This window comes from Lentzea nigeriaca, from assembly GCF_016907955.1.
GTDB classification, from domain to species: Bacteria; Actinomycetota; Actinomycetes; order Mycobacteriales; family Pseudonocardiaceae; genus Lentzea; species Lentzea nigeriaca.
On sequence record NZ_JAFBCX010000010.1, the window covers coordinates 224,340 to 240,593 of the forward strand.

22 protein-coding genes are annotated in these 16,254 nt (G+C 69.5%); 6 read left to right on the forward strand and 16 right to left on the reverse strand.

Going from position 1 to position 16,254, the window contains the following annotated elements; genetic code table 11:
- Nucleotides 1–50 precede the first annotated feature (50 nt).
- Nucleotides 51–788, forward strand: coding sequence for a DUF6597 domain-containing transcriptional factor (locus tag JOD27_RS46890; protein ID WP_307830426.1), 738 nt, complete (start codon nucleotides 51–53; stop codon nucleotides 786–788).
- Here the strand turns inward: JOD27_RS46890 and JOD27_RS31100 are convergent.
- Nucleotides 781–1,218: a VOC family protein gene (locus JOD27_RS31100; RefSeq protein ID WP_204765853.1), complete on the reverse strand. Its 438-nt coding sequence runs from the start codon at nucleotides 1,216–1,218 to the stop codon at nucleotides 781–783. The two genes, JOD27_RS46890 and JOD27_RS31100, sit on opposite strands and share 8 nt — an antisense overlap.
- Before the next feature lie 108 nt (nucleotides 1,219–1,326).
- Between JOD27_RS31100 and JOD27_RS46895 the strand changes: the two genes are divergently transcribed.
- Both JOD27_RS46895 and JOD27_RS46900 read left to right on the forward strand, forming a co-directional pair.
- Nucleotides 1,327–1,689 (forward strand): LysE family translocator, encoded by a 363-nt coding sequence (locus JOD27_RS46895; RefSeq protein WP_307830427.1) that lies wholly within the window; start codon nucleotides 1,327–1,329, stop codon nucleotides 1,687–1,689.
- A gap of 11 nt (nucleotides 1,690–1,700) precedes the next feature.
- Nucleotides 1,701–1,916: a hypothetical protein gene (locus JOD27_RS46900; RefSeq protein WP_307830428.1), complete on the forward strand. Its 216-nt coding sequence runs from the start codon at nucleotides 1,701–1,703 to the stop codon at nucleotides 1,914–1,916.
- Here the strand turns inward: JOD27_RS46900 and JOD27_RS31110 are convergent.
- The 11 genes from JOD27_RS31110 to JOD27_RS31160 all read right to left on the reverse strand — a co-directional run bounded on the left by JOD27_RS31110 (nucleotide 1,913) and on the right by JOD27_RS31160 (nucleotide 11,373).
- Complete coding sequence (locus JOD27_RS31110; protein ID WP_204765854.1) at nucleotides 1,913–3,163, reverse strand: RNA polymerase sigma factor; 1,251 nt, start codon at nucleotides 3,161–3,163, stop codon at nucleotides 1,913–1,915. The genes JOD27_RS46900 and JOD27_RS31110 overlap by 4 nt on opposite strands.
- Nucleotides 3,164–3,170: 7 nt before the next feature.
- Nucleotides 3,171–3,401 carry a YciI family protein gene (locus tag JOD27_RS31115; RefSeq protein WP_204765855.1) on the reverse strand — a complete coding sequence of 77 codons (231 nt, stop codon included), beginning with the start codon at nucleotides 3,399–3,401 and terminating at the stop codon, nucleotides 3,171–3,173.
- A gap of 179 nt (nucleotides 3,402–3,580) precedes the next feature.
- Nucleotides 3,581–4,417: an NAD(P)H-binding protein gene (locus JOD27_RS31120; RefSeq protein WP_204765856.1), complete on the reverse strand. Its 837-nt coding sequence runs from the start codon at nucleotides 4,415–4,417 to the stop codon at nucleotides 3,581–3,583.
- Entirely contained in the window at nucleotides 4,414–5,169 is a 756-nt protein-coding gene (locus JOD27_RS31125; RefSeq protein WP_204765857.1) for a TetR/AcrR family transcriptional regulator, read from the reverse strand. The genes JOD27_RS31120 and JOD27_RS31125 overlap by 4 nt, the downstream gene beginning before the upstream one ends.
- Nucleotides 5,170–5,275: 106 nt before the next feature.
- Nucleotides 5,276–5,950, reverse strand: coding sequence for a hypothetical protein (locus tag JOD27_RS31130; RefSeq protein WP_239569637.1), 675 nt, complete (start codon nucleotides 5,948–5,950; stop codon nucleotides 5,276–5,278).
- An 89-nt stretch (nucleotides 5,951–6,039) separates the two neighbouring features.
- Nucleotides 6,040–6,549, reverse strand: coding sequence for a YflT domain-containing protein (locus tag JOD27_RS31135; protein WP_204765859.1), 510 nt, complete (start codon nucleotides 6,547–6,549; stop codon nucleotides 6,040–6,042).
- A gap of 39 nt (nucleotides 6,550–6,588) precedes the next feature.
- Nucleotides 6,589–7,365 (reverse strand): arylamine N-acetyltransferase family protein, encoded by a 777-nt coding sequence (locus tag JOD27_RS31140; protein WP_204765860.1) that lies wholly within the window; start codon nucleotides 7,363–7,365, stop codon nucleotides 6,589–6,591.
- A 10-nt stretch (nucleotides 7,366–7,375) separates the two neighbouring features.
- Nucleotides 7,376–7,858 carry a GNAT family N-acetyltransferase gene (locus JOD27_RS31145; protein WP_307830429.1) on the reverse strand — a complete coding sequence of 161 codons (483 nt, stop codon included), beginning with the start codon at nucleotides 7,856–7,858 and terminating at the stop codon, nucleotides 7,376–7,378.
- Nucleotides 7,840–9,471: an MFS transporter gene (locus JOD27_RS31150; protein WP_204765945.1), complete on the reverse strand. Its 1,632-nt coding sequence runs from the start codon at nucleotides 9,469–9,471 to the stop codon at nucleotides 7,840–7,842. Before JOD27_RS31150 ends, JOD27_RS31145 begins: the two co-directional genes overlap by 19 nt.
- Nucleotides 9,472–9,559: 88 nt before the next feature.
- Nucleotides 9,560–10,798, reverse strand: a complete 1,239-nt coding sequence (locus JOD27_RS31155) for a hypothetical protein (protein WP_204765861.1) — start codon at nucleotides 10,796–10,798, stop codon at nucleotides 9,560–9,562.
- Nucleotides 10,795–11,373, reverse strand: a complete 579-nt coding sequence (locus JOD27_RS31160) for an RNA polymerase sigma factor (protein ID WP_204765862.1) — start codon at nucleotides 11,371–11,373, stop codon at nucleotides 10,795–10,797. The genes JOD27_RS31155 and JOD27_RS31160 overlap by 4 nt, the downstream gene beginning before the upstream one ends.
- Before the next feature lie 113 nt (nucleotides 11,374–11,486).
- On the opposite strand from JOD27_RS31160, the gene JOD27_RS31165 reads away from it, so the two are divergent.
- A complete protein-coding gene (locus tag JOD27_RS31165; RefSeq protein WP_204765863.1) occupies nucleotides 11,487–11,702 on the forward strand; it encodes a hypothetical protein in 216 nt (71 codons plus the stop codon).
- 500 nt (nucleotides 11,703–12,202) lie between these two features.
- On the forward strand, nucleotides 12,203–12,934 hold the full coding sequence (locus tag JOD27_RS31170) for an SDR family oxidoreductase (RefSeq protein WP_204765864.1): 732 nt from the start codon (nucleotides 12,203–12,205) through the stop codon (nucleotides 12,932–12,934).
- Here the strand turns inward: JOD27_RS31170 and JOD27_RS31175 are convergent.
- Nucleotides 12,916–13,419 carry a DUF2087 domain-containing protein gene (locus tag JOD27_RS31175; RefSeq protein ID WP_204765865.1) on the reverse strand — a complete coding sequence of 168 codons (504 nt, stop codon included), beginning with the start codon at nucleotides 13,417–13,419 and terminating at the stop codon, nucleotides 12,916–12,918. The genes JOD27_RS31170 and JOD27_RS31175 overlap by 19 nt on opposite strands.
- A gap of 74 nt (nucleotides 13,420–13,493) precedes the next feature.
- On the reverse strand, nucleotides 13,494–13,970 hold the full coding sequence (locus JOD27_RS31180) for a hypothetical protein (RefSeq protein WP_204765866.1): 477 nt from the start codon (nucleotides 13,968–13,970) through the stop codon (nucleotides 13,494–13,496).
- 48 nt (nucleotides 13,971–14,018) lie between these two features.
- Here JOD27_RS31180 and JOD27_RS31185 point away from each other — a divergent pair, with 48 nt between their 5' ends.
- Nucleotides 14,019–14,987 (forward strand): helix-turn-helix transcriptional regulator, encoded by a 969-nt coding sequence (locus JOD27_RS31185; protein WP_204765867.1) that lies wholly within the window; start codon nucleotides 14,019–14,021, stop codon nucleotides 14,985–14,987.
- Here JOD27_RS31185 and JOD27_RS31190 read toward each other — a convergent pair.
- The gene (locus tag JOD27_RS31190) at nucleotides 14,975–15,745 is read right to left on the reverse strand and encodes a DUF3626 domain-containing protein (RefSeq protein WP_204765868.1); all 771 of its coding nucleotides are present in this window, start codon (nucleotides 15,743–15,745) and stop codon (nucleotides 14,975–14,977) included. The two genes, JOD27_RS31185 and JOD27_RS31190, sit on opposite strands and share 13 nt — an antisense overlap.
- Entirely contained in the window at nucleotides 15,735–16,253 is a 519-nt protein-coding gene (locus tag JOD27_RS31195; protein ID WP_239569771.1) for a sugar O-acetyltransferase, read from the reverse strand. The genes JOD27_RS31190 and JOD27_RS31195 overlap by 11 nt, the downstream gene beginning before the upstream one ends.
- Nucleotide 16,254 lies beyond the last annotated feature (1 nt).

Consider the following 16,254-nt stretch of genomic DNA (forward strand, 5'->3'; position numbering starts at 1 on the left):
AACCTAGGATCTGCGCTGTGCAGGGGCCGCGTCGTGACACTCGGGGGATCGTGGACGCGCGCGAGCTGTTCGCCCGCGTGCGGTTCCGCCGCCGCCTGCCGTGCGCCGAGCTGCGGCCGTACCTGGAGCACTACTGGCTGATCGACGGCTCCCTGGACACGCCCTACACCTCGCACGTCGTGCCGCATCCGTCCGTGAACATCGTCTTCGAACACGGACACGCGCATCCGGAGCTCGCAGGCGTGGGGCTCGGACTGTTCAGCCGGACACTGCACGGACGGGTTCGCGTCGCGGGAGTGCAGTTCCGGCCGGGCGGGTTCCGGGTCTTCCGCTCCGAGCCGGTGTCCGAGTGGACCGGGCGGCACGTGCGGCTGACCGACATTCCCGCTGAAACCGTGCTGTTGGAGGACGAAGACGAGCGGGTCGCGGCGCTCGACGAGTTCCTGCTGGGCCTGGGACCGGCACCGGATCCGCAGGCGACGCTCGCGATGGACCTCGTGCAGCGCGTCCGCGAGGACCGGGAGATCCGCAAGGTCGCCGGCTTCGCGCGAGCCGAGGGCGTGTCGGTACGGACGATGCAACGGCTGTTCGCGGACTACGTGGGTGTGAGCCCGAAGTGGGTCATCCTGCGGTATCGCATCCACGAGGCGCTGGAACGCGCGGAATCCGAGGTGGAGTGGGCGAGGCTGGCCGCCGACCTGGGCTACAGCGACCAGGCCCACCTCGTTCGCGACTTCACCCAGACCGTCGGCGTCTCCCCCGCGGCGTACGCGCGGGCGCTCAGCTGAAGTACTCGCCCAGCTCGACGAGGATTCCCTCGGGGCCGCGGACGTAGCAGGTCTTGACCGTGTTCTGGTAGGTCTCGATGTTCCGCACCACCTCGGCGCCGTGGGGCCGGAGCCGGGCGAGGGTGTCGTCGAGGTCGTCGACGACGAAAGCGATGTGCCGCAGGCCGAGGGCGTGAATCGGAGCATGGGAGCTGCCGTCGATGCTTTGAGGGGCCTCGAACTGGCTGAACTCGATCCGGTACTGACCGTCCGGGGTCTTCAGCATCGCGATCTCGCTGCGGGAACCGTCGAGGCCGATGACTCCGTCGACGAAATCGCCCTCCATGTGCGCCTTGCCTTCGAGCTCCATGCCGAGCTCCTCGAAGAACGCGACCGCCGCGGCGAGATCGGTGACGGTGATGCCGACGTGGTGCATGCTCTTGATGGTCATGCCCAGGGGACGGAGCCGACCAACGGGTTTCGACATCGGAAGTGGTCCAACTTCGCGGCCCCATTTTGGCTCTGCTTTCTGGACCGCCTGAGCGGCACAGTCATCGGCATGAGCCTCGCCTTCCTGATCACCACCTTGATCGCGGTCGCCACACCCGGCACCGGAGTGCTGTACACGTTGTCCGCCGGTCTCGCCCACGGACGCAGGGCGAGTGTGATCGCCGCGTTCGGCTGCACGCTCGGGATCGTGCCGCAGGTGGTCGCCACCGTCACGGGGCTCGCGGCCCTGCTGCACGCGAGCGCGCCGGCGTTCGAGGTCGTGAAGTACCTCGGCGTCGCCTACCTGGTGTTCCTGGCGTGGAGCACGTTGCGGGACAAGAGCGAGCTCGTGGTCTCCACCGACACACCGCGGGCATCGGCGTCGAAGATCATCGTCAACGCCGTGCTGCTGAACGTGCTGAACCCCAGCTGACGATCTTCTTCGTGGCGTTCCTGCCGCAGTTCGCCACCACCCCGGCCGAGATGGTGCGGTTGAGCGCGGTGTTCATGGCGCTGACGTTCGCGGGCTTCGTGGTGTACGGGCTCTTCGCCGCCTCGATGCGCGACCAGGTGCTGTCCCGGCCGCGCGTGATGGTGTGGCTGCGGCGCTGCTTCGCGGCCTCGTTCGCCGCGCTCGGCGTGAAGCTCGCACTGAGTTAGACGCAGGCGGCCGCACGTTCGAGCAGCAGCGTCTTCTCACGTTCGTTGCGGGTCAGCGAGGCGGCCTTCTCGAACTCGGCCTTCGCCTCGTTCGTGCGGCCGAGCTTGAGCAGCAGGTCGCCGCGGACGCTGGGCAGCAGGTGGTAGCCCTGCAACGCCTTCTCGCCGGCGATCTCGTCGACCAGCGCGAGCCCGGCGGCGGGCCCGAACGCCATCGACAACGCCACCGCGCGGTTGAGCTCGACGATCGGTGACGGCGAGATCTGCGCGAGCACCTGGTAGAGCGAGGCGATACGCTGCCAGTCGGTGTCCTCGGCCTTGCGCGCGCGGGCGTGACACGCGGCGAGAGCGGCCTGCACGTAGTAGGGACCGGGCGGCTGGTTGAGCGCCTCGGCACGTTCGAGGGCCTTGAGGCCGCGGCCGATGAGCAGCCAGTCCCACCTGCCGCGGTCCTGGTCGAGCAGCAGCACCGGTTCGCCACCGGGGCCGGTGCGGGCCTTGGAGCGGGAGGCCTGGATCTCCATCAGCGCGACCAGGCTGTGGACCTCGGCCTCCTTCGGCGCGAGCTCCGCGAGCACGCGGCCGAGCCGCAGCGCCTCCGCGCACAGTTCCGGCCGCATCCAGTCGTCGCCCTGGGTGGCGGAGTAGCCCTCGTTGAAGATCAGGTAGATCACCTCGAGGACGGACGCGAGCCGCGTCGCCAGCTCGGGCCCCTCCGGCACCTCGAACGGCACACCGGCGTCGGCCAGCGCCTTCTTGGCCCGCACGATCCGCTGCGCCACCGTCGAGTCGCTGACCAGGAACGCGCGGGCGATCTCCTCGGTCTTGAGACCGCCCAGCATCTTCAGCGTCAGCGCCACCCGCGCCTCGGTGCCGAGCACAGGGTGGCAGGCCGTGAAGATCAGGCTCAGCAGGTCGTCGCCGATCTCGTCGTCGACGCCCTCGCTGGCGTCAGGAGTGACCTCCTGGATCTCCCGCCCGATCTCCTCGACCTTGCGGTTGAAGTTCTCCCGCCGCCGGATCTGGTCGATCGCCCGGCGCTTGGCCGTCGTCATCAGCCAGGCGCCGGGATTCTTCGGCACACCTTCGACCGGCCACTGCTCCAGCGCCGCCACGAGCGCGTCCTGGGCCATCTCCTCGGCCAGGCCCACGTCGCGCACGTACCGGGCGAGCGCGGCGATGACCTTCGCCGACTCCATCCGCCAGACCGCGTCGATGGTGCGGTGCACCGAGGTGGTAGCCCCCATGGAGGCATCAGACCACAGGCACCTCCCGTATTTCCACGACGCACGCCGGAAGGGGGATGCGCCGGACGCGTTCCACCGCTTCCTCCTGGTCACGGACGTCAATCAGCCAGTACCCGGACACCCCGTACGCGTGCGGCACCAGGTCGCCCGCGTCGAGCAGCACGCCCGCTCGCAGCAGGGTGTCGCGGTACAGCGCCGCCAACGGCTTCGGGCTTCTCACGAACACCATGAACCGCACCGGACCTCCTCGATCTCTCTCCCCTGCGGAGACGTCGAACGAGGAGGTGCCGAAATCGACGCGAAGATCAGCCCCGCAACAGATCTTCGAGGGCGACGGCCACGCCGTCGTCCTCGTTCGTCAGCGTCCGGCGGACCGCGGCGCGTCGAGCGTTCCGTCGAGGCCGGTGGCGATCAGCTTCACGCGGTGAAGTCCGCGACGTGATCGCGTGCCCACTGCGCGAACGTCCGGTACGGCTTGCCGGTGACGGCTTCGAAGTCCGGCTGGACCACGAACTCGTAGCCGGAGAAGTCGTCGGGCTCCCCACCCTCGTACCCGCCGAGCCCGAGGATGTACCGAGCGATCTCCTGCGGCCAGCCGAGGCTCACGTAGTAGGCGAGCGCCTCGTCCACGGTGACCTCGACGAACCGCAGCTCGCGGCCGATCGCCGCGCCGATCGCCGTCGCCATCTGCCGTTGCGTGAGCTGAGGCGGCCCGGACAGGTTGTAGGCACTGCCCGCGTGCCCGTCCTCCAGCAAAGCCCGCACGGCCACCTCGGCGATGTCCGCCTCGTGGATCGGCTGCCCGAACGCGTCAGGGTCGGGGTGCACGATCGTGCCGTCCGCGCGGATCGACGGTCCCCACAGGTCGATCTTGTTGGCCGCGAACTCGCCGGGCCGCAGATGCGTCCACTCCACGCCGGACGCCTCGACGGCCTGCTCGACCGGCAGGTGGTGGCTGGTGTCGTAGCCGTGGGTCACCGCACCCGAGGACAGTGTGACGATCCTGCGCACCCCGGCCTTCACCGCGCGGTCGACGACCTCCTGCGCGGTCGGCGGGTGCGCGAACAGGTAGAGCTTCTCCACGCCGTCGAACGGGATGCTCTCCGGGGCGTCGAGGTCGCCCCGCACGGTCTCCACCGCGAGATCGGACTTGGCGGGGTCACGCGTCATCGCCCGCACGTCCGCCCGGCCGGCGAGCCCCCGCACCACCAACCTGCCGACGGTGCCGGTCGCGCCGGTCACCAGGATCGTCATCGCAAGCCCCCTTCGATTCCGTCCAGCAGCTTCTCGAGGCCGTAGTCGAACGAGCCCCGCACGTTGTCCGCGAGCGTGCCGCCGGTGTCGTAGGCGCCGGCGTTCCACAGGCTCGTCATCGTCGGATAGCGCTCGACGTCGAAGTAGTCGTCCCAGAACAGCTGCCGCGCGCCCCACCACGAGTCGCCGGACTCGCCGGTCCGCTCCTCCAGCTGTTGATCGTCCACTTCGGACGCGGCCGCGCCGTGGACGAAGCCCTCGATCGCCACGTGCGCCACCGTGACCTGCCGCGGTTCGAGACCGGAGTCGGCCAGCGCGGCCAGCACGAACTCCTGGCCGTCCATCAGACCGGGACCGAGCGGTGGGCGCACCATCGACACGTCACGCATCCACGGGTGTGCCTGGTACACCGCGCGCGTGCGGTCGGCGTAGTGCCTGATGCGCTCACGCCATGTGCCTTCGGGCGTGAGATCACGCTCCTGCAGCACGGTGTCCGCCATCAGGTCGATGAGCTCGGCCTTGCCGGGCACGTGCGTGTAGAGCGACATCGTGCCGACGGTCAGCTCCTGCGCGACGCGGGCCATCGACATCGCGCCGAGCCCTTCGCGGTCGGCCACCGCGATCGCCGCGGTGACGATCTGGTCGACGCTCACCCTGGGTTTCCTGCCGACCGGTTTCGGTTCCGGCGGCGAGCGCCAGAGCAGCGCGATCGTCCTGGCCGGGTCTCCCCCGCCGCTGCGTTCGGCGGCCATCCCTCCACCCCATTTCCGTAGGCCATACGGAAACAATACCGTATGGCCTACGGAAATTGGCTCCGGTGCGTGGGTGAGCGAAGGCGGCGTCTGCCGCCCCTTTCCTTCAGGACCTGTTGACGTACCAGACGACCCGGACGCTGTTCGCCGCCTGAACCCGCAGTTCCGCGCAGACCTCGTGCTCCACCGCGAGGCCGGTCACCCGGCACATCCGCTCGTCGCGGGAGAGCGGGGGCGCGGCGCCGAATCCTCGAGACGTCAGATGGGCGCGCATCACGTCGATCGCGCGGTCTCCGGTCGCGGTGAGTTCACGAGCGCAGCCCCCGGAACCGCACCGGCCCGCTCCCTCGACGATCCGCACCCCGGCTGGTCCCGGCACCACGCCTTCGTCGCCGGGCTTGGCCTCGTGCTGCCAGAGCAGGACGAGCACGGTGCCCACGAATCCGATCAACACCATGGTCAGCAGCCATACCCCGGCGAGCATCCGCCGCTCGACCGCGAGGCCCGCCAGGCACACCACCGAGGCGAGCAGCGGGTGCAGCCAGAACAACTCCAGCGAAGAAGGAACCCACGGCCCGGACCACCCCAGTTCGCGCGGCACCGTGAACCACACCAGCAGCACCAGCAGGATCAGCCCCACGACGGCCCCGGTGCGCCAGTAGCCGGCCAACAGGCACCACAGCAGGATCGGCACGATCCCGAACAGGCTGGACTCCCCGGCGAACACGCCCACGAAGAGTCCTGCCGAGGCGAGCGCCGCCCGCCACCAATGCGTTCGCACCCCAGTGATCCACACCTGGACAAGTATGAGGAAACGCCGCCCCTGGGAAGGGACGGCGTTTCCTCGTGTGGTGGGAGCTGGTCTTCAGATCATGACCGCCAGGCGAGCGCGGTCAGCATCTCCTTGCCGCGCTCGGCGTTGCGCGGGTGGCTGAGCACGTCGTAGCGGCCCGCCACGAGCTGGGTGGTCGAGGCGAAGTCGCGGCGGCCGCGCTGCGCCGAGTAGCGCATGGCGGCACCGGCCAGGCCGAAGACCGTACCGACGACGAGGCCCGTGACGATCGGGGCGAGGGCGCCGCCGGTCGAGAACAGGCCCAGCAGCAGACCGACGAACAGGCCGAACCACGCGCCGGACGCGGCACCGGCGCCGAGGACGCGGCTCCAGGTAAGGCGGCCCGTGACGCGTTCGACGATCATCGGCTCGACACCGACGATGGTGACATCGGCGACCGGGAAGTCGTTGTCCGCCAGGTGGTCGACGGCTCGTTGCGCCTCTTCGTAGGTCGCGTAGGAACCGATCGGCCAGCCCGAGGGCGGCGTGGGCAGTGCGTTGACGCCTGTGGCGTTGCCGGCTGCGGTGAACGGAGTCGCGGTGGTCATGTGCAACACCTCCGATATGCGATCCCCTTATGTCCAGTACTACGAACGTGCCGCCGCAGTTGTTCCCGGAATTGCGCTGATGTGACTCAGCTCCCTCTCGGTGAGCGTGATGTCCAGTGATTCCAGCGTTTTCTCGAGGTTTTCAACCTGAGAATTCTCAGGTTTCTCACCGGCATGCTCGATCGTGAGTTCCGAACCCACCAAACGGCGGCTCAGGCCTGGTTCGAGCCGCATGACGACGAGCTGGCGGCTGAACGGCGAACGCTCGTGCGTGGCGACGTAGTAGTTGGCCATCCGGTAGTCGACGGGCAACTGTTCGACGTCCTCCTCGAACGCGTGCATGCGTTCCCAGCCGTCCTCCACCTGCTTTTCCAGCACCCACAGGCGATCGTCGCGGCGCAACCGGTGCGGCCACCCGGCCTGGTCCACGACCGCGCCGTCCACGAGCGGCATCGGGTGCAGCATTCCCGCGCCGAAACCGACGTCGACGAGCTGGTTGTCCACGATCGACATGAAGTGCGTGCGCGGCCCCGTCTTCACCCGGCCCATCCGCCGCCGGACCTCGTGACCGAGGCGTTCCAGCACCGCCGTGAACAGCAGCTGGTGCTCGTAGCAGTAGCCACCGCGGCGGCGGCCGACCAGCTTGGCCTGGATGTCGGCGAGGTCCAGTGACGGCACGAGGCCGAGCATCACGTCGATGTTCTCGAACGGGATGGCGCGCACATGCGCCTCGTGCAACTCCGTCAGCGAACTCGACGCCGACGCTCCAGTGCGCGCGAAGTACGCGTCGAGGTCGACCAAGTCCGTCTGCCACATCTCGCTCCCCCTAGCGTTGTTGCCATTCCTCTTCCGTCAGCGCGTATTCGACCTCGCCGTATTCCGCGCCCGGCAGCGGCTCGTCCCAATCGACGTGAAACGTGCGGACGTGCCGCAGTCCGCACTTCTCCAGCACGCGCCGCGAGCCCGTGTTGACGAACATCGTGGTGGCGACGACCTTGCGCACCCCGCCCGTCGCGAAACCGCGCTCGATCAGGGCCTTCCCGCCTTCGGTGGCGTACCCGAGGCCCCAGAACTCGCGGTGCAGCCGATAGCCGAGCTCGACGACACCCTCACCGACGGGCCTGAACTCGAACCACCCGGCGAACCGCCCGGAAGCCTTCTCGACCGCCGCGTGAAAACTCGGACCGAGGTAGTCCTCGACCGGCGCGGGGTCGAGGAACCGCATCACCTCGGAGTCGGCGTGCAGCCGGCGCAGCTCGTCCACATCGGACGGCGACATCGGACGCAGGGTCAGGCGTTCCGTTTCCACACCGGCATCCTGGCCCGTCTGTCCACCGGTTTACCGCACAGCAGCGACGCCGCGGCGGACACGAGGCACAGCACGATCGCGAAGCCGAACGCGATCGCGAGCCCCTGCGCGAACGGGCCGGAGATCAGGCTCGGGAAGAACCCGCGCCCGGTGAGGAACGCGGCCTGGTCCGGCGGGAGCGTCGCGAGCTGGTCGCCGAGCAGCTGCTGGATCGGGTTGTAGCCGAGGAACGCCGCGAACAGCACGGCCACCGCGGGCAGCGAGGCGACCTGCGCGGCGGCCGAGGGCGACACGCCGTGCTCCACCAGCCCGGTGCGCATCGCGCCGGGCAGCGACTGGGAGAACCCGACGATGATCAGGCTGAAGAAGAACCCGATCGACAGCACCATCGCGGTGTTCTGGAAGGTCGTCATCATGCCGCTGCCCGACCCGCGTGCGTTCGCGGGCAGCGAGTTCATCACCTCGGCGCGGTTGGGCGAGGAGAACATGCCCATGCCGATCCCGGTGAACACGAGGATCAGCGCGAACGCCCAGTACGGGAAGTCCACGGGCAGCGCGATCAGCAACGCGAACGTCGCCGCCGCGACCAGGTTGCCGGTGCACGCGAGCATGCGGCTGCCGAGCCGGTCGGACAGGATCCCGGCGGCGGGCGCGGCGAGCAGGAACCCGACGGTCATCGGCAGCATGTAGATGCCGGCCCACAGCGGCGTCTCCTCGTAGGAGTAGCCGTGCAGCGGCAGCCAGATGCCCTGCAGCCAGATGATCAGGATGAACTGCAGGCCGCCGCGGCCGAGCGCCGAGGTGAAGTTCGCGATGTTGCCCCAGGTGAACGACCGCAGCCGGAACAGGTGCAGGTCGAACAGCGGGTTCGGCACGCGGTGCTCGATCACGACGAACGCCGCCAGCACCAGCGCGCCGCCGAGGAGGCAGGTCAGCACGAGCGGGCTGGTCCAGCCGGTCTGGGAGGTGCCGTGCGGCTGGATGCCGTAGGTGATGCCGACCAGCACCGCGATGAGGCCGGCGGCGAACGTGACGTTGCCCCACCAGTCCATCTCGGCGTGCCTGCGCTCGCCGGTGTCGTGCAGCTTCAGGTAGGCCCAGACCGTGCCGAACAGCCCGAACGGCACGGAGACGACGAAGACGAGGTTCCAGTTCACCGGCGCCAGCAGGCCGCCGATCACCAGCCCGAGGAACGAGCCGGCGATGGCGGCCACGCCGTTGATGCCCAGCGCCATGCCGCGCTGGGTGACGGGGAACGCGTCGGCGAGGATCGCCGAGGAGTTCGCCATCAGGAACGCCCCGCCGACTCCCTGCACGACCCGCCAGCCGATCAGCCACAACGCGGCGGCGTCGCCGTCGAACCAGGTGATCGCGAGCATCACCGACGAGAACGTGAAGATCGCGAAGCCGAGGTTGTACATGCGGGCCCGGCCGTACATGTCGCCCAGCCGGCCGAAGCTCACCACCAGCACCGCGGTGACGACCAGGAACCCCATGATCATCCACAGCAGGTAGCCGGTGTTGGCCGGGTCGAGCGGGTTGATGGCGATGCCCTTGAAGATGTCGGGCAACGCGATCAGCACGATCGAGGAGTTGATCGTCGCGATCAGCATGCCCAGCGTCGTGTTGGACAGCGCGATCCACTTGTACCCGGCCGGAGCCACCGCCTGCACAGTCACTTCGCCATGCTAAACAACCTGTCTAGGGGACGTCCCTCGGCTTGATCGTCTCGAGCACCTTCCCCGTCGCGTCCCGCACGACCACCCGAGCGTCCGGATGCCGGTCGATGAACGGCGCTGCCAGCACGAACGTGCCGTTGGAGATCGACGCGGGCACGTCGGCCGTGCCTGGCCGGGTGTAGGTGATGGAGGCGACGCGGTCGTCGGTGACGAGGCCGACGGCCGCCATGTGGGAGCTTTGCGAGCCGCCTGCCTCGCTCCCGACGAAGTCGTAGAACGCGGAGATCGCCGCAACGGTCCGTGCGGGGAACTCGCCCATGTCATCGGCCTCGACGGCCGAGCCGCGCAGGGTTTCGCCGCCGTCCAGGCAGTACAGCAGCACGCCGCCGAACCGGCCGAGCCGCAGCGTGCCGGCAGCGCTGACCTTGGCCGTGACGCCGACCTCGAACTGGTCGGCGTCCGGCACCGGGCGGTCCCGCAGGCACTCCGCGAGCTTCTGGGCTTCCGGGGTGCTGCGATCGGCGGGCGGCAGCGGGCGGTCGACGACGGACGGGGTCGGCTTGGGCACCCCGCGCAGCGCGAAGTCGGAGCCGTTGACCAGCGCTTTCGACCCGTTCTCGGCCTTCGTGTAGCCGCTAGGGGCCAGGAACAGGCCGTCGACCAGCGCGGCCTCGGCGTTGTTCCACCCGTTGTCGCCGATCCTGGACAAGCTGAGAAACCTCACGTCCGGCGAGGCCAGACCGGCCAGCGCACCGGTCGGCGTGGTGAAGAGGACCTTCACCTGGCGCGCGCCCTGGTCGAGCTTCGTGTCTGCCGGTGCGGAGATCGTGGTGGTGGTCGCGGTGTTCGCGCAGAAGAACACACCGGCCGGGCTCCGGAACGCGGTGAGCGTCAGGCCGTTGCGCCTGCTCGTGGCGATGGGCTGCCACTCGGCAGCGGGCGGGTGCTCGTTGGCCGCGGCGACGCACCTGGCCAGCGCGTCGGGGTTCACCGTGCCGCGTTCGACGTGGTTGACGACCGTGAGGTCCTTGCCGACGAACTGGCCGTTGTACGGGTAGGAGGGGCCCGCGAGCTCGGCGTTCCCGCCGTAGAGCGCTTGGCCGGCGACCACCCCGCCCGCGGCCAGCAGGCTGACGCCGGCGGCGATCAGGAGGGGTGTCCGGGTGCCGGGGCGCGGGTTCATGCCTTCGGAGAGCCGGCGGCGGGCGCGCAGGCGGACGTCGCCGGGCAGGGTGCGGTTCTCGGGCAGCTGGTCGATCATCCGTTGTCCTCGGGGGTCAGGTCGCGCAGCCGGGCGCGGGTGCGGGAGACGCGGGCGCGGACGCTCGACTCGGCGATGCCGAGGAGCGTGGCGGCGTCGGCGGTGGAGACGTCGCCGAGCAGGCAGAGCTGGGCGATCTCGCGTTCGGAGGACGGCAGCTTCGCGATGGCGGCCACCACGAGGGCGAGCCTGCGCTGGGCGTCGGTGCGGGCCGCCACCTCGTCGGCGTGGTCGCGCTCGTCCTGCGGCGCCAGCCTCGCGACCAGCCGCAACGCCCTGCGCGAGGCACGCCACTCGGTGCGGGCGCGGTTCGCCGTCACCGTGTAGAGCCAGGGCAGGGCCGAGTCACGCACCAGCTGGGCCTGGCCGCGCTTGCGCCACGCCGTCAGGAACGTGGCGGACAGCAGGTCTTCCGCCTGCGACCAGGACGCGGTCAGCCGGTAGGCGTAGTTCCACACCGCCTCGGCGTGGCGTTCGAACAGCTCGGTGAACGCGGCGTGGTCGCCTTGCGCGATCTGCTCCCAGAGGCGCGAGTCCGGTGGTCCGATGTCCGCGCGCTCGGTCGTATCGGTCATCACACTCCGCTTGGGGCCGTCACCACCGAGTGTGCTGCGTGACCTGGGTCACGCCGTACCAGGGAGTAGCCCCTCGCGGCAGGCGTGGGCAACGGCGATGGCAAGATCTTCGCGTGCCGATCGAGCAGCAGCCCGGCAGTGTTGAGCCGGAGACCCAGGTGATGGCGAAGATCACGACCCAGCAACCGGAAGCGGCGACCATTCCAGCCACCACGCCCGTGGACATGCCGGCCAAAGCTCCCGCGCCGGCGCCCGCACGCAAGCCGAAGTCGCTGACCCGGCGGATCGCGCGGCGGATCCTCGGCCCGACCCTGATGACGAAGAAATAGCCTCGGCTACCGGTTGGGGACCTGGCCCAGGCCACCGCAGACACGGCAGGCGGTCCGGTCCTCGTTGAGGCCGGAACCAAGGCAACGGCTGCACTCCTTCACAAACGATCAGTGTGCGCCTCTGCTTCGAGTGGACGCAGCCGCCAAGCAGGGACCGTCACGGCAATAATGGGTGACCCCCATCGTTCACGCTCGGTGATCAGGCCAGGGTGGACGGTCCCGCCGGAATCTCGTTGGCACGTGCGACATTGCCTGCGACATTGCCCTGGACGACGCCTCCGCGGTCACCGTGCGGCAGCCTCCACCAGCCGGAACAACCGCGGGGGCACGGGTGCGACATCTCGTGCAGCACAAGGCCTTCCGGGCCTGGAACAGGTTGCTGCCACGACATGGTCCCCGAGCCCGCGCACAGCAGGCAGATGTCCGGTTCGCACTCCACGCAAGGTAATTACTCCACACGGGACACTGAGGGCAATCGCTGAATCGAGGGGAGATCACCGATGGCGGTGGCGGTCGTGACGGGAGCGGGTTCCGGTGTGGGTCGTGCGGCGGCGCGAACCCTGCTGGCGGCGGGTTTCCAGGTGGCGCTGGCGGGTCGGCGCGAGGACGTGCTGCACGAGACCGCCGAGGGTTTCCCGGACAGCACGCTGGTTGTACCGACCGATGTGTCGCAGGAGGACTCGGTCGTCGCGCTGTTCGACGCCGTGGTCGCGAAGTGGGGCCGCGTCGACGTGTTGTTCAACAACGCGGGCACGAACGTCCGCGCCACGCCGATCGAGGAGTTCAGCCTCAGCGCGTGGGAGAAGGTCGTCGGCGTGAACCTGACCGGGCCGTTCCTGTGCGCCCGCGAGGCGTTCAAGGTGATGAAGACCCGTGGTGGCGGCCGGATCATCAACAACGGCTCTATTTCGGCGACCGTGCCGCGCCCGCACGCGGTGGCCTACAACGCGACCAAGCACGCGATGACCGGGCTGACCAAGTCGTTGTCGCTGGAGGGCCGCGCGCACAACATCGCGTGCGGGCAGATCGACATCGGCAACGCCGCGACGGAGCTGACCGAGCGGATGGGCCAGGGCGTGCTGCAGGCGGACTTCGAGGTCCGGCCGGAGCCGACGTTCGACGTGCAGCACGTGGCCGACGCCGTGCTGTACCAGGCTCAGCTGCCGCTCGACGTGAACGTGCAGTTCATGACCGTGATGGCCACGACCATGCCCTACATCGGCAGGGGCTGAGCCTGGTAGAGGCCTCCGCCGCGCTCCAGCAGCCCCAGATCCACGAGGTAGCGGCGGATCGTGACGTGGTCGAGCTCTCCCCCGTCGCACCACGCCCGCAGCCGCTCGTTGATCTCCGTCTCCTCGTAGTACGTCCGCGGCTCGAAGGCCTTCGAGGCGACGTGCTCGAGGATCTTGCGCCGGCGTTCGTGCGCGACCGGCAGCGAGATCAGCTTGTCGCCGCGCACGAACGGCGCGAGCCCGTCGGCGGGCATCTGCTCGGTGAGCGTCGCGGCGAGCGGCTTGAGGTCGGCCGGCCGGGCCGGGTCCCCCTCGACCAGCCCGGCCTCGCGCAGTTTCCGCAGCGCGACGCCCGCGTCCTTGACCTTGAGCCCGGACGCGGCGGCGACGTCGGCCAGTGTTCCCGCGCCGAGGACGACGGCGGCGAACGCCCGCAGCCTCGACGGTTCGGCCAGCGCGCGCACGACGGTCTCCGGAGTGGTCATGTCTGCGAACCTAACGCCGCCGTCCACCCGTTTTCAGCCCGTTTCTCAGCGGGAAGCCGCGCCCTGCCACTCGCTCATCTGCCCACCGGTCCCTCGGCCATGGTGTCGAGCAGGTAGGCGTCGAGGTCCGGCTCGCCGGGCTCCAGCACGTGCCGCACCCACGCCCTGCGTTCGTGCTCCAGCGGCGGCAGCTCCCACACGCAGCCGATGAGGTCCTTCGGGATGACGCCGAAGTGCGTGAGGTCCGGGTCGGTCGAGCCGAGGAACGGCTGGTCGCCGGACACGGCGGTGCGGCAGTGCAGGACGTTGTCCCAGACCCAGTTGTAGGCGTTGAGGTACATGCCCGCGGCACTGCGGTGCAGGACGGTGACCGTGGCGGGCGGGGTCGGGTCGGCGAAGTCCGGGTAGATCTTGGGCAGGAACGCGTAGGCGGCCGCGCGGACGTCGTCGGTGATCTCGAGGCCGGGAGTGACGACCTCGTAGCGCTTGACGTGTCTGCCCGCGACGACCAGCGGTTCCTTGACCGCCAGCTGCTTCTCGTAAAAAGCCATGTGTCGAACATATGAGCTATCACTGACACCTTGTGACAGTGTATTCGTGTGCGCGCGAGCCGGTTGGTGTCGTTGTTGCTCCTGCTGCAGACGAAGGGGCGGATGACGGCGCAGGCGCTGGCCGACGAGCTGGAGGTGTCGGTCCGCACGATCTACCGCGACGTGGAGTCGCTGCACGCTGCCGGGGTGCCGCTCTACGGCGACGCGGGACCGTCCGGCGGCTACCAGCTCCTCGACGGCTACCGCACGCGGCTGACGGGGCTGACCGAGCAGGAGGCGGAGTCGCTGTTCCTGGCCGGGCTGCCGGGCGCGGCCGCCGACCTGGGCTTGGGCGACGCGGTGTCGGCGGCGCAGCTCAAGCTGATGGCGGCGTTGCCGTCGTCGATGCGCGACCGGGCGTCCCGCATGGCCGAGCGGTTCCACCTCGACGCACCCGCCTGGTACTACGAGGCGGAGCCCGCGCCGTTCCTGGGGCTCGTGGCGGACGCGGTGTGGCGCTCGCGGCTGCTGGAGGTCTCCTACCGGCGCTGGCGGGCGCCGGAGGAAGTGACGCGCGTGCTGCGGCCGCTGGGACTCGTGCTGAAGGCGGGCCGCTGGTACCTGGTCGCTCTGGGCTCGTCGCGGATCTCGACCTACCGGGTGTCGCAGATCCAGGCGGCCACCGTGCTGGAGGAGTCCTTCGAGCGGCCTTCCGGGTTCGACCTGGCGGCGCACTGGGCGGCGTCGCTGGAGGACTTCCAGGCACGTCAGTTCACCGGTGAGGCCGTGATCAGGTTGTCGCGGCGGGGTTTCGAGTCGTTCCCGTCCAACGTGGTGCCCGCCGTGGCGCGGGCGGCCGAGGAGTCCGCTGTGGACGATGACGGATGGGTGCGGGTGACGATCCCGATCGAGTCGATCGGGCACGCCACGGGCATGTTGCTGCGGATGGGCGGCGAGGTGGAGGTGCTCGCACCGGACGAGCTGCGCTCGCACGTGGCGGAGGTGGTGCGGCGGCTGGCGTCGCTCTACCTGCCGTAGCCGAACCGGGCGAGGTGGTGCCACAGGTGCTTCACGACCTGTGGTGCCGCTTCGGCGTTTTCGACGACGCGCGGGTCGATGAACCCGTTCTCGGCGATCTCCAGTCCCAGCGCGACGGACTCCGGCGAGCGGTACCCGGCGTTGTGCTGAAGCTCCTCGGTGGACAGCCGGAAACCCTCGTGCCGCTCGACCGGGCACGGCAGGTCGACGGTCCCGGTGAAGCTCGGGTCGAGCACGAGGGCCTCGACGTCGTCGAGCGTGACCGGGCCGTGGACGTGGGCCTCGATGTAGTTGTCGAGCGGGTCGCGGTCGTCGGCGTCGGCGAGGTCGATCAGCGCGAACCGTTGCGCGGTGCCGAAGTCGACGGGATCGAAGACGCTGTCGGGATAGCAGAACGTCGTCCGGTCGAGAATGGCTTCCTTCAGCCGCAGATGCGCCGAGCCGAACCTGGGCGCACCGCCGTGTGGCAGCCGCCGGTGGTTCAAGGCGCCGTACTTCGGCCGGTCGGCGGGGTTCGCGTCGTCGTAGGCGCCGCCGAACAGACGGCTCTCCCACTCCCAGCGGGCACCACCGGGATGGGCGGTGCGACCGCCGTTGCTGGTGCCGGTCTCGAACTGCGACCGGTACACGCCTTCGCGGGTCAGGGCGTCCAGGACGCCGCGGCCTGGGTGGAAGTTCAGCGTGACGCGGAGATCGCGCGGCAGCGGGCCGCCCGTGGCGAGGGCGTCGACGTGCGCGATCGCCTGTTCAAAGCTCACGGACCACCCTGCACGGGTTGCCGACGGCGAGCACGCGCGGCGGGATGTCGCGGGTGACGACGCTGCCCGCACCGATCACCGCGTTGTCGCCGATGGTCACGCCGGCGCAGACGATGACGCCGCCGCCCAGCCACACGTTGTCGCCGATGGTGATCGGTGCGGCGGTCTCGAAGCGTTGGCGGCGGGCCTCGTGGTCCTCGATCGGGTGCAGCGCGGTGAGCAGCTGGGTGCGGGGGCCGATGGAGACGTCGTCGCCGATGGTGATCGTGGCGCAGTCCATGAGGATGGCGTCGTAGTTGAGGAAGCTGTTGGCGCCCATGTGGATCTGGTAGCCGTAGTCGCACTGGAAGCGCGGCATGACCCACGAGCCCGCGCCGATGGACCCGAAGAGCTTCTCGATGACCGCGTGCGAGCGGGTGGCGTTGAACTCGTCGACGAGCTGCTGCGCGCGGCGGCGTTCGGCGACCAGTTCGGGGTCGGAGTCCTGGTACAGCTCGCCCGCCATCATC

Coding starts and splice junctions, on each gene's coding strand:
- JOD27_RS31180 (WP_204765866.1), bottom strand. CDS start 13,970: ATGGCTTTTTACGAGAAGCAGCTGGCGGTCAAGGAACCGCTGGTCGTC.
- JOD27_RS31120 (WP_204765856.1), bottom strand. CDS start 4,417: ATGACGATCCTGGTGACCGGCGCGACCGGCACCGTCGGCAGGTTGGTG.
- JOD27_RS31125 (WP_204765857.1), bottom strand. CDS start 5,169: ATGGCCGCCGAACGCAGCGGCGGGGGAGACCCGGCCAGGACGATCGCG.
- JOD27_RS31100 (WP_204765853.1), bottom strand. CDS start 1,218: ATGACCATCAAGAGCATGCACCACGTCGGCATCACCGTCACCGATCTC.
- JOD27_RS31150 (WP_204765945.1), bottom strand. CDS start 9,471: ATGCTGATCGCGACGATCAACTCCTCGATCGTGCTGATCGCGTTGCCC.
- JOD27_RS31110 (WP_204765854.1), bottom strand. CDS start 3,163: ATGGGGGCTACCACCTCGGTGCACCGCACCATCGACGCGGTCTGGCGG.
- JOD27_RS31135 (WP_204765859.1), bottom strand. CDS start 6,549: ATGACCACCGCGACTCCGTTCACCGCAGCCGGCAACGCCACAGGCGTC.
- JOD27_RS31140 (WP_204765860.1), bottom strand. CDS start 7,365: ATGTGGCAGACGGACTTGGTCGACCTCGACGCGTACTTCGCGCGCACT.
- JOD27_RS31195 (WP_239569771.1), bottom strand. CDS start 16,253: ATGATGGCGGGCGAGCTGTACCAGGACTCCGACCCCGAACTGGTCGCC.
- JOD27_RS31155 (WP_204765861.1), bottom strand. CDS start 10,798: ATGATCGACCAGCTGCCCGAGAACCGCACCCTGCCCGGCGACGTCCGC.
- JOD27_RS31175 (WP_204765865.1), bottom strand. CDS start 13,419: ATGACCACTCCGGAGACCGTCGTGCGCGCGCTGGCCGAACCGTCGAGG.
- JOD27_RS46895 (WP_307830427.1), top strand. CDS start 1,327: ATGAGCCTCGCCTTCCTGATCACCACCTTGATCGCGGTCGCCACACCC.
- JOD27_RS31160 (WP_204765862.1), bottom strand. CDS start 11,373: ATGACCGATACGACCGAGCGCGCGGACATCGGACCACCGGACTCGCGC.
- JOD27_RS31170 (WP_204765864.1), top strand. CDS start 12,203: ATGGCGGTGGCGGTCGTGACGGGAGCGGGTTCCGGTGTGGGTCGTGCG.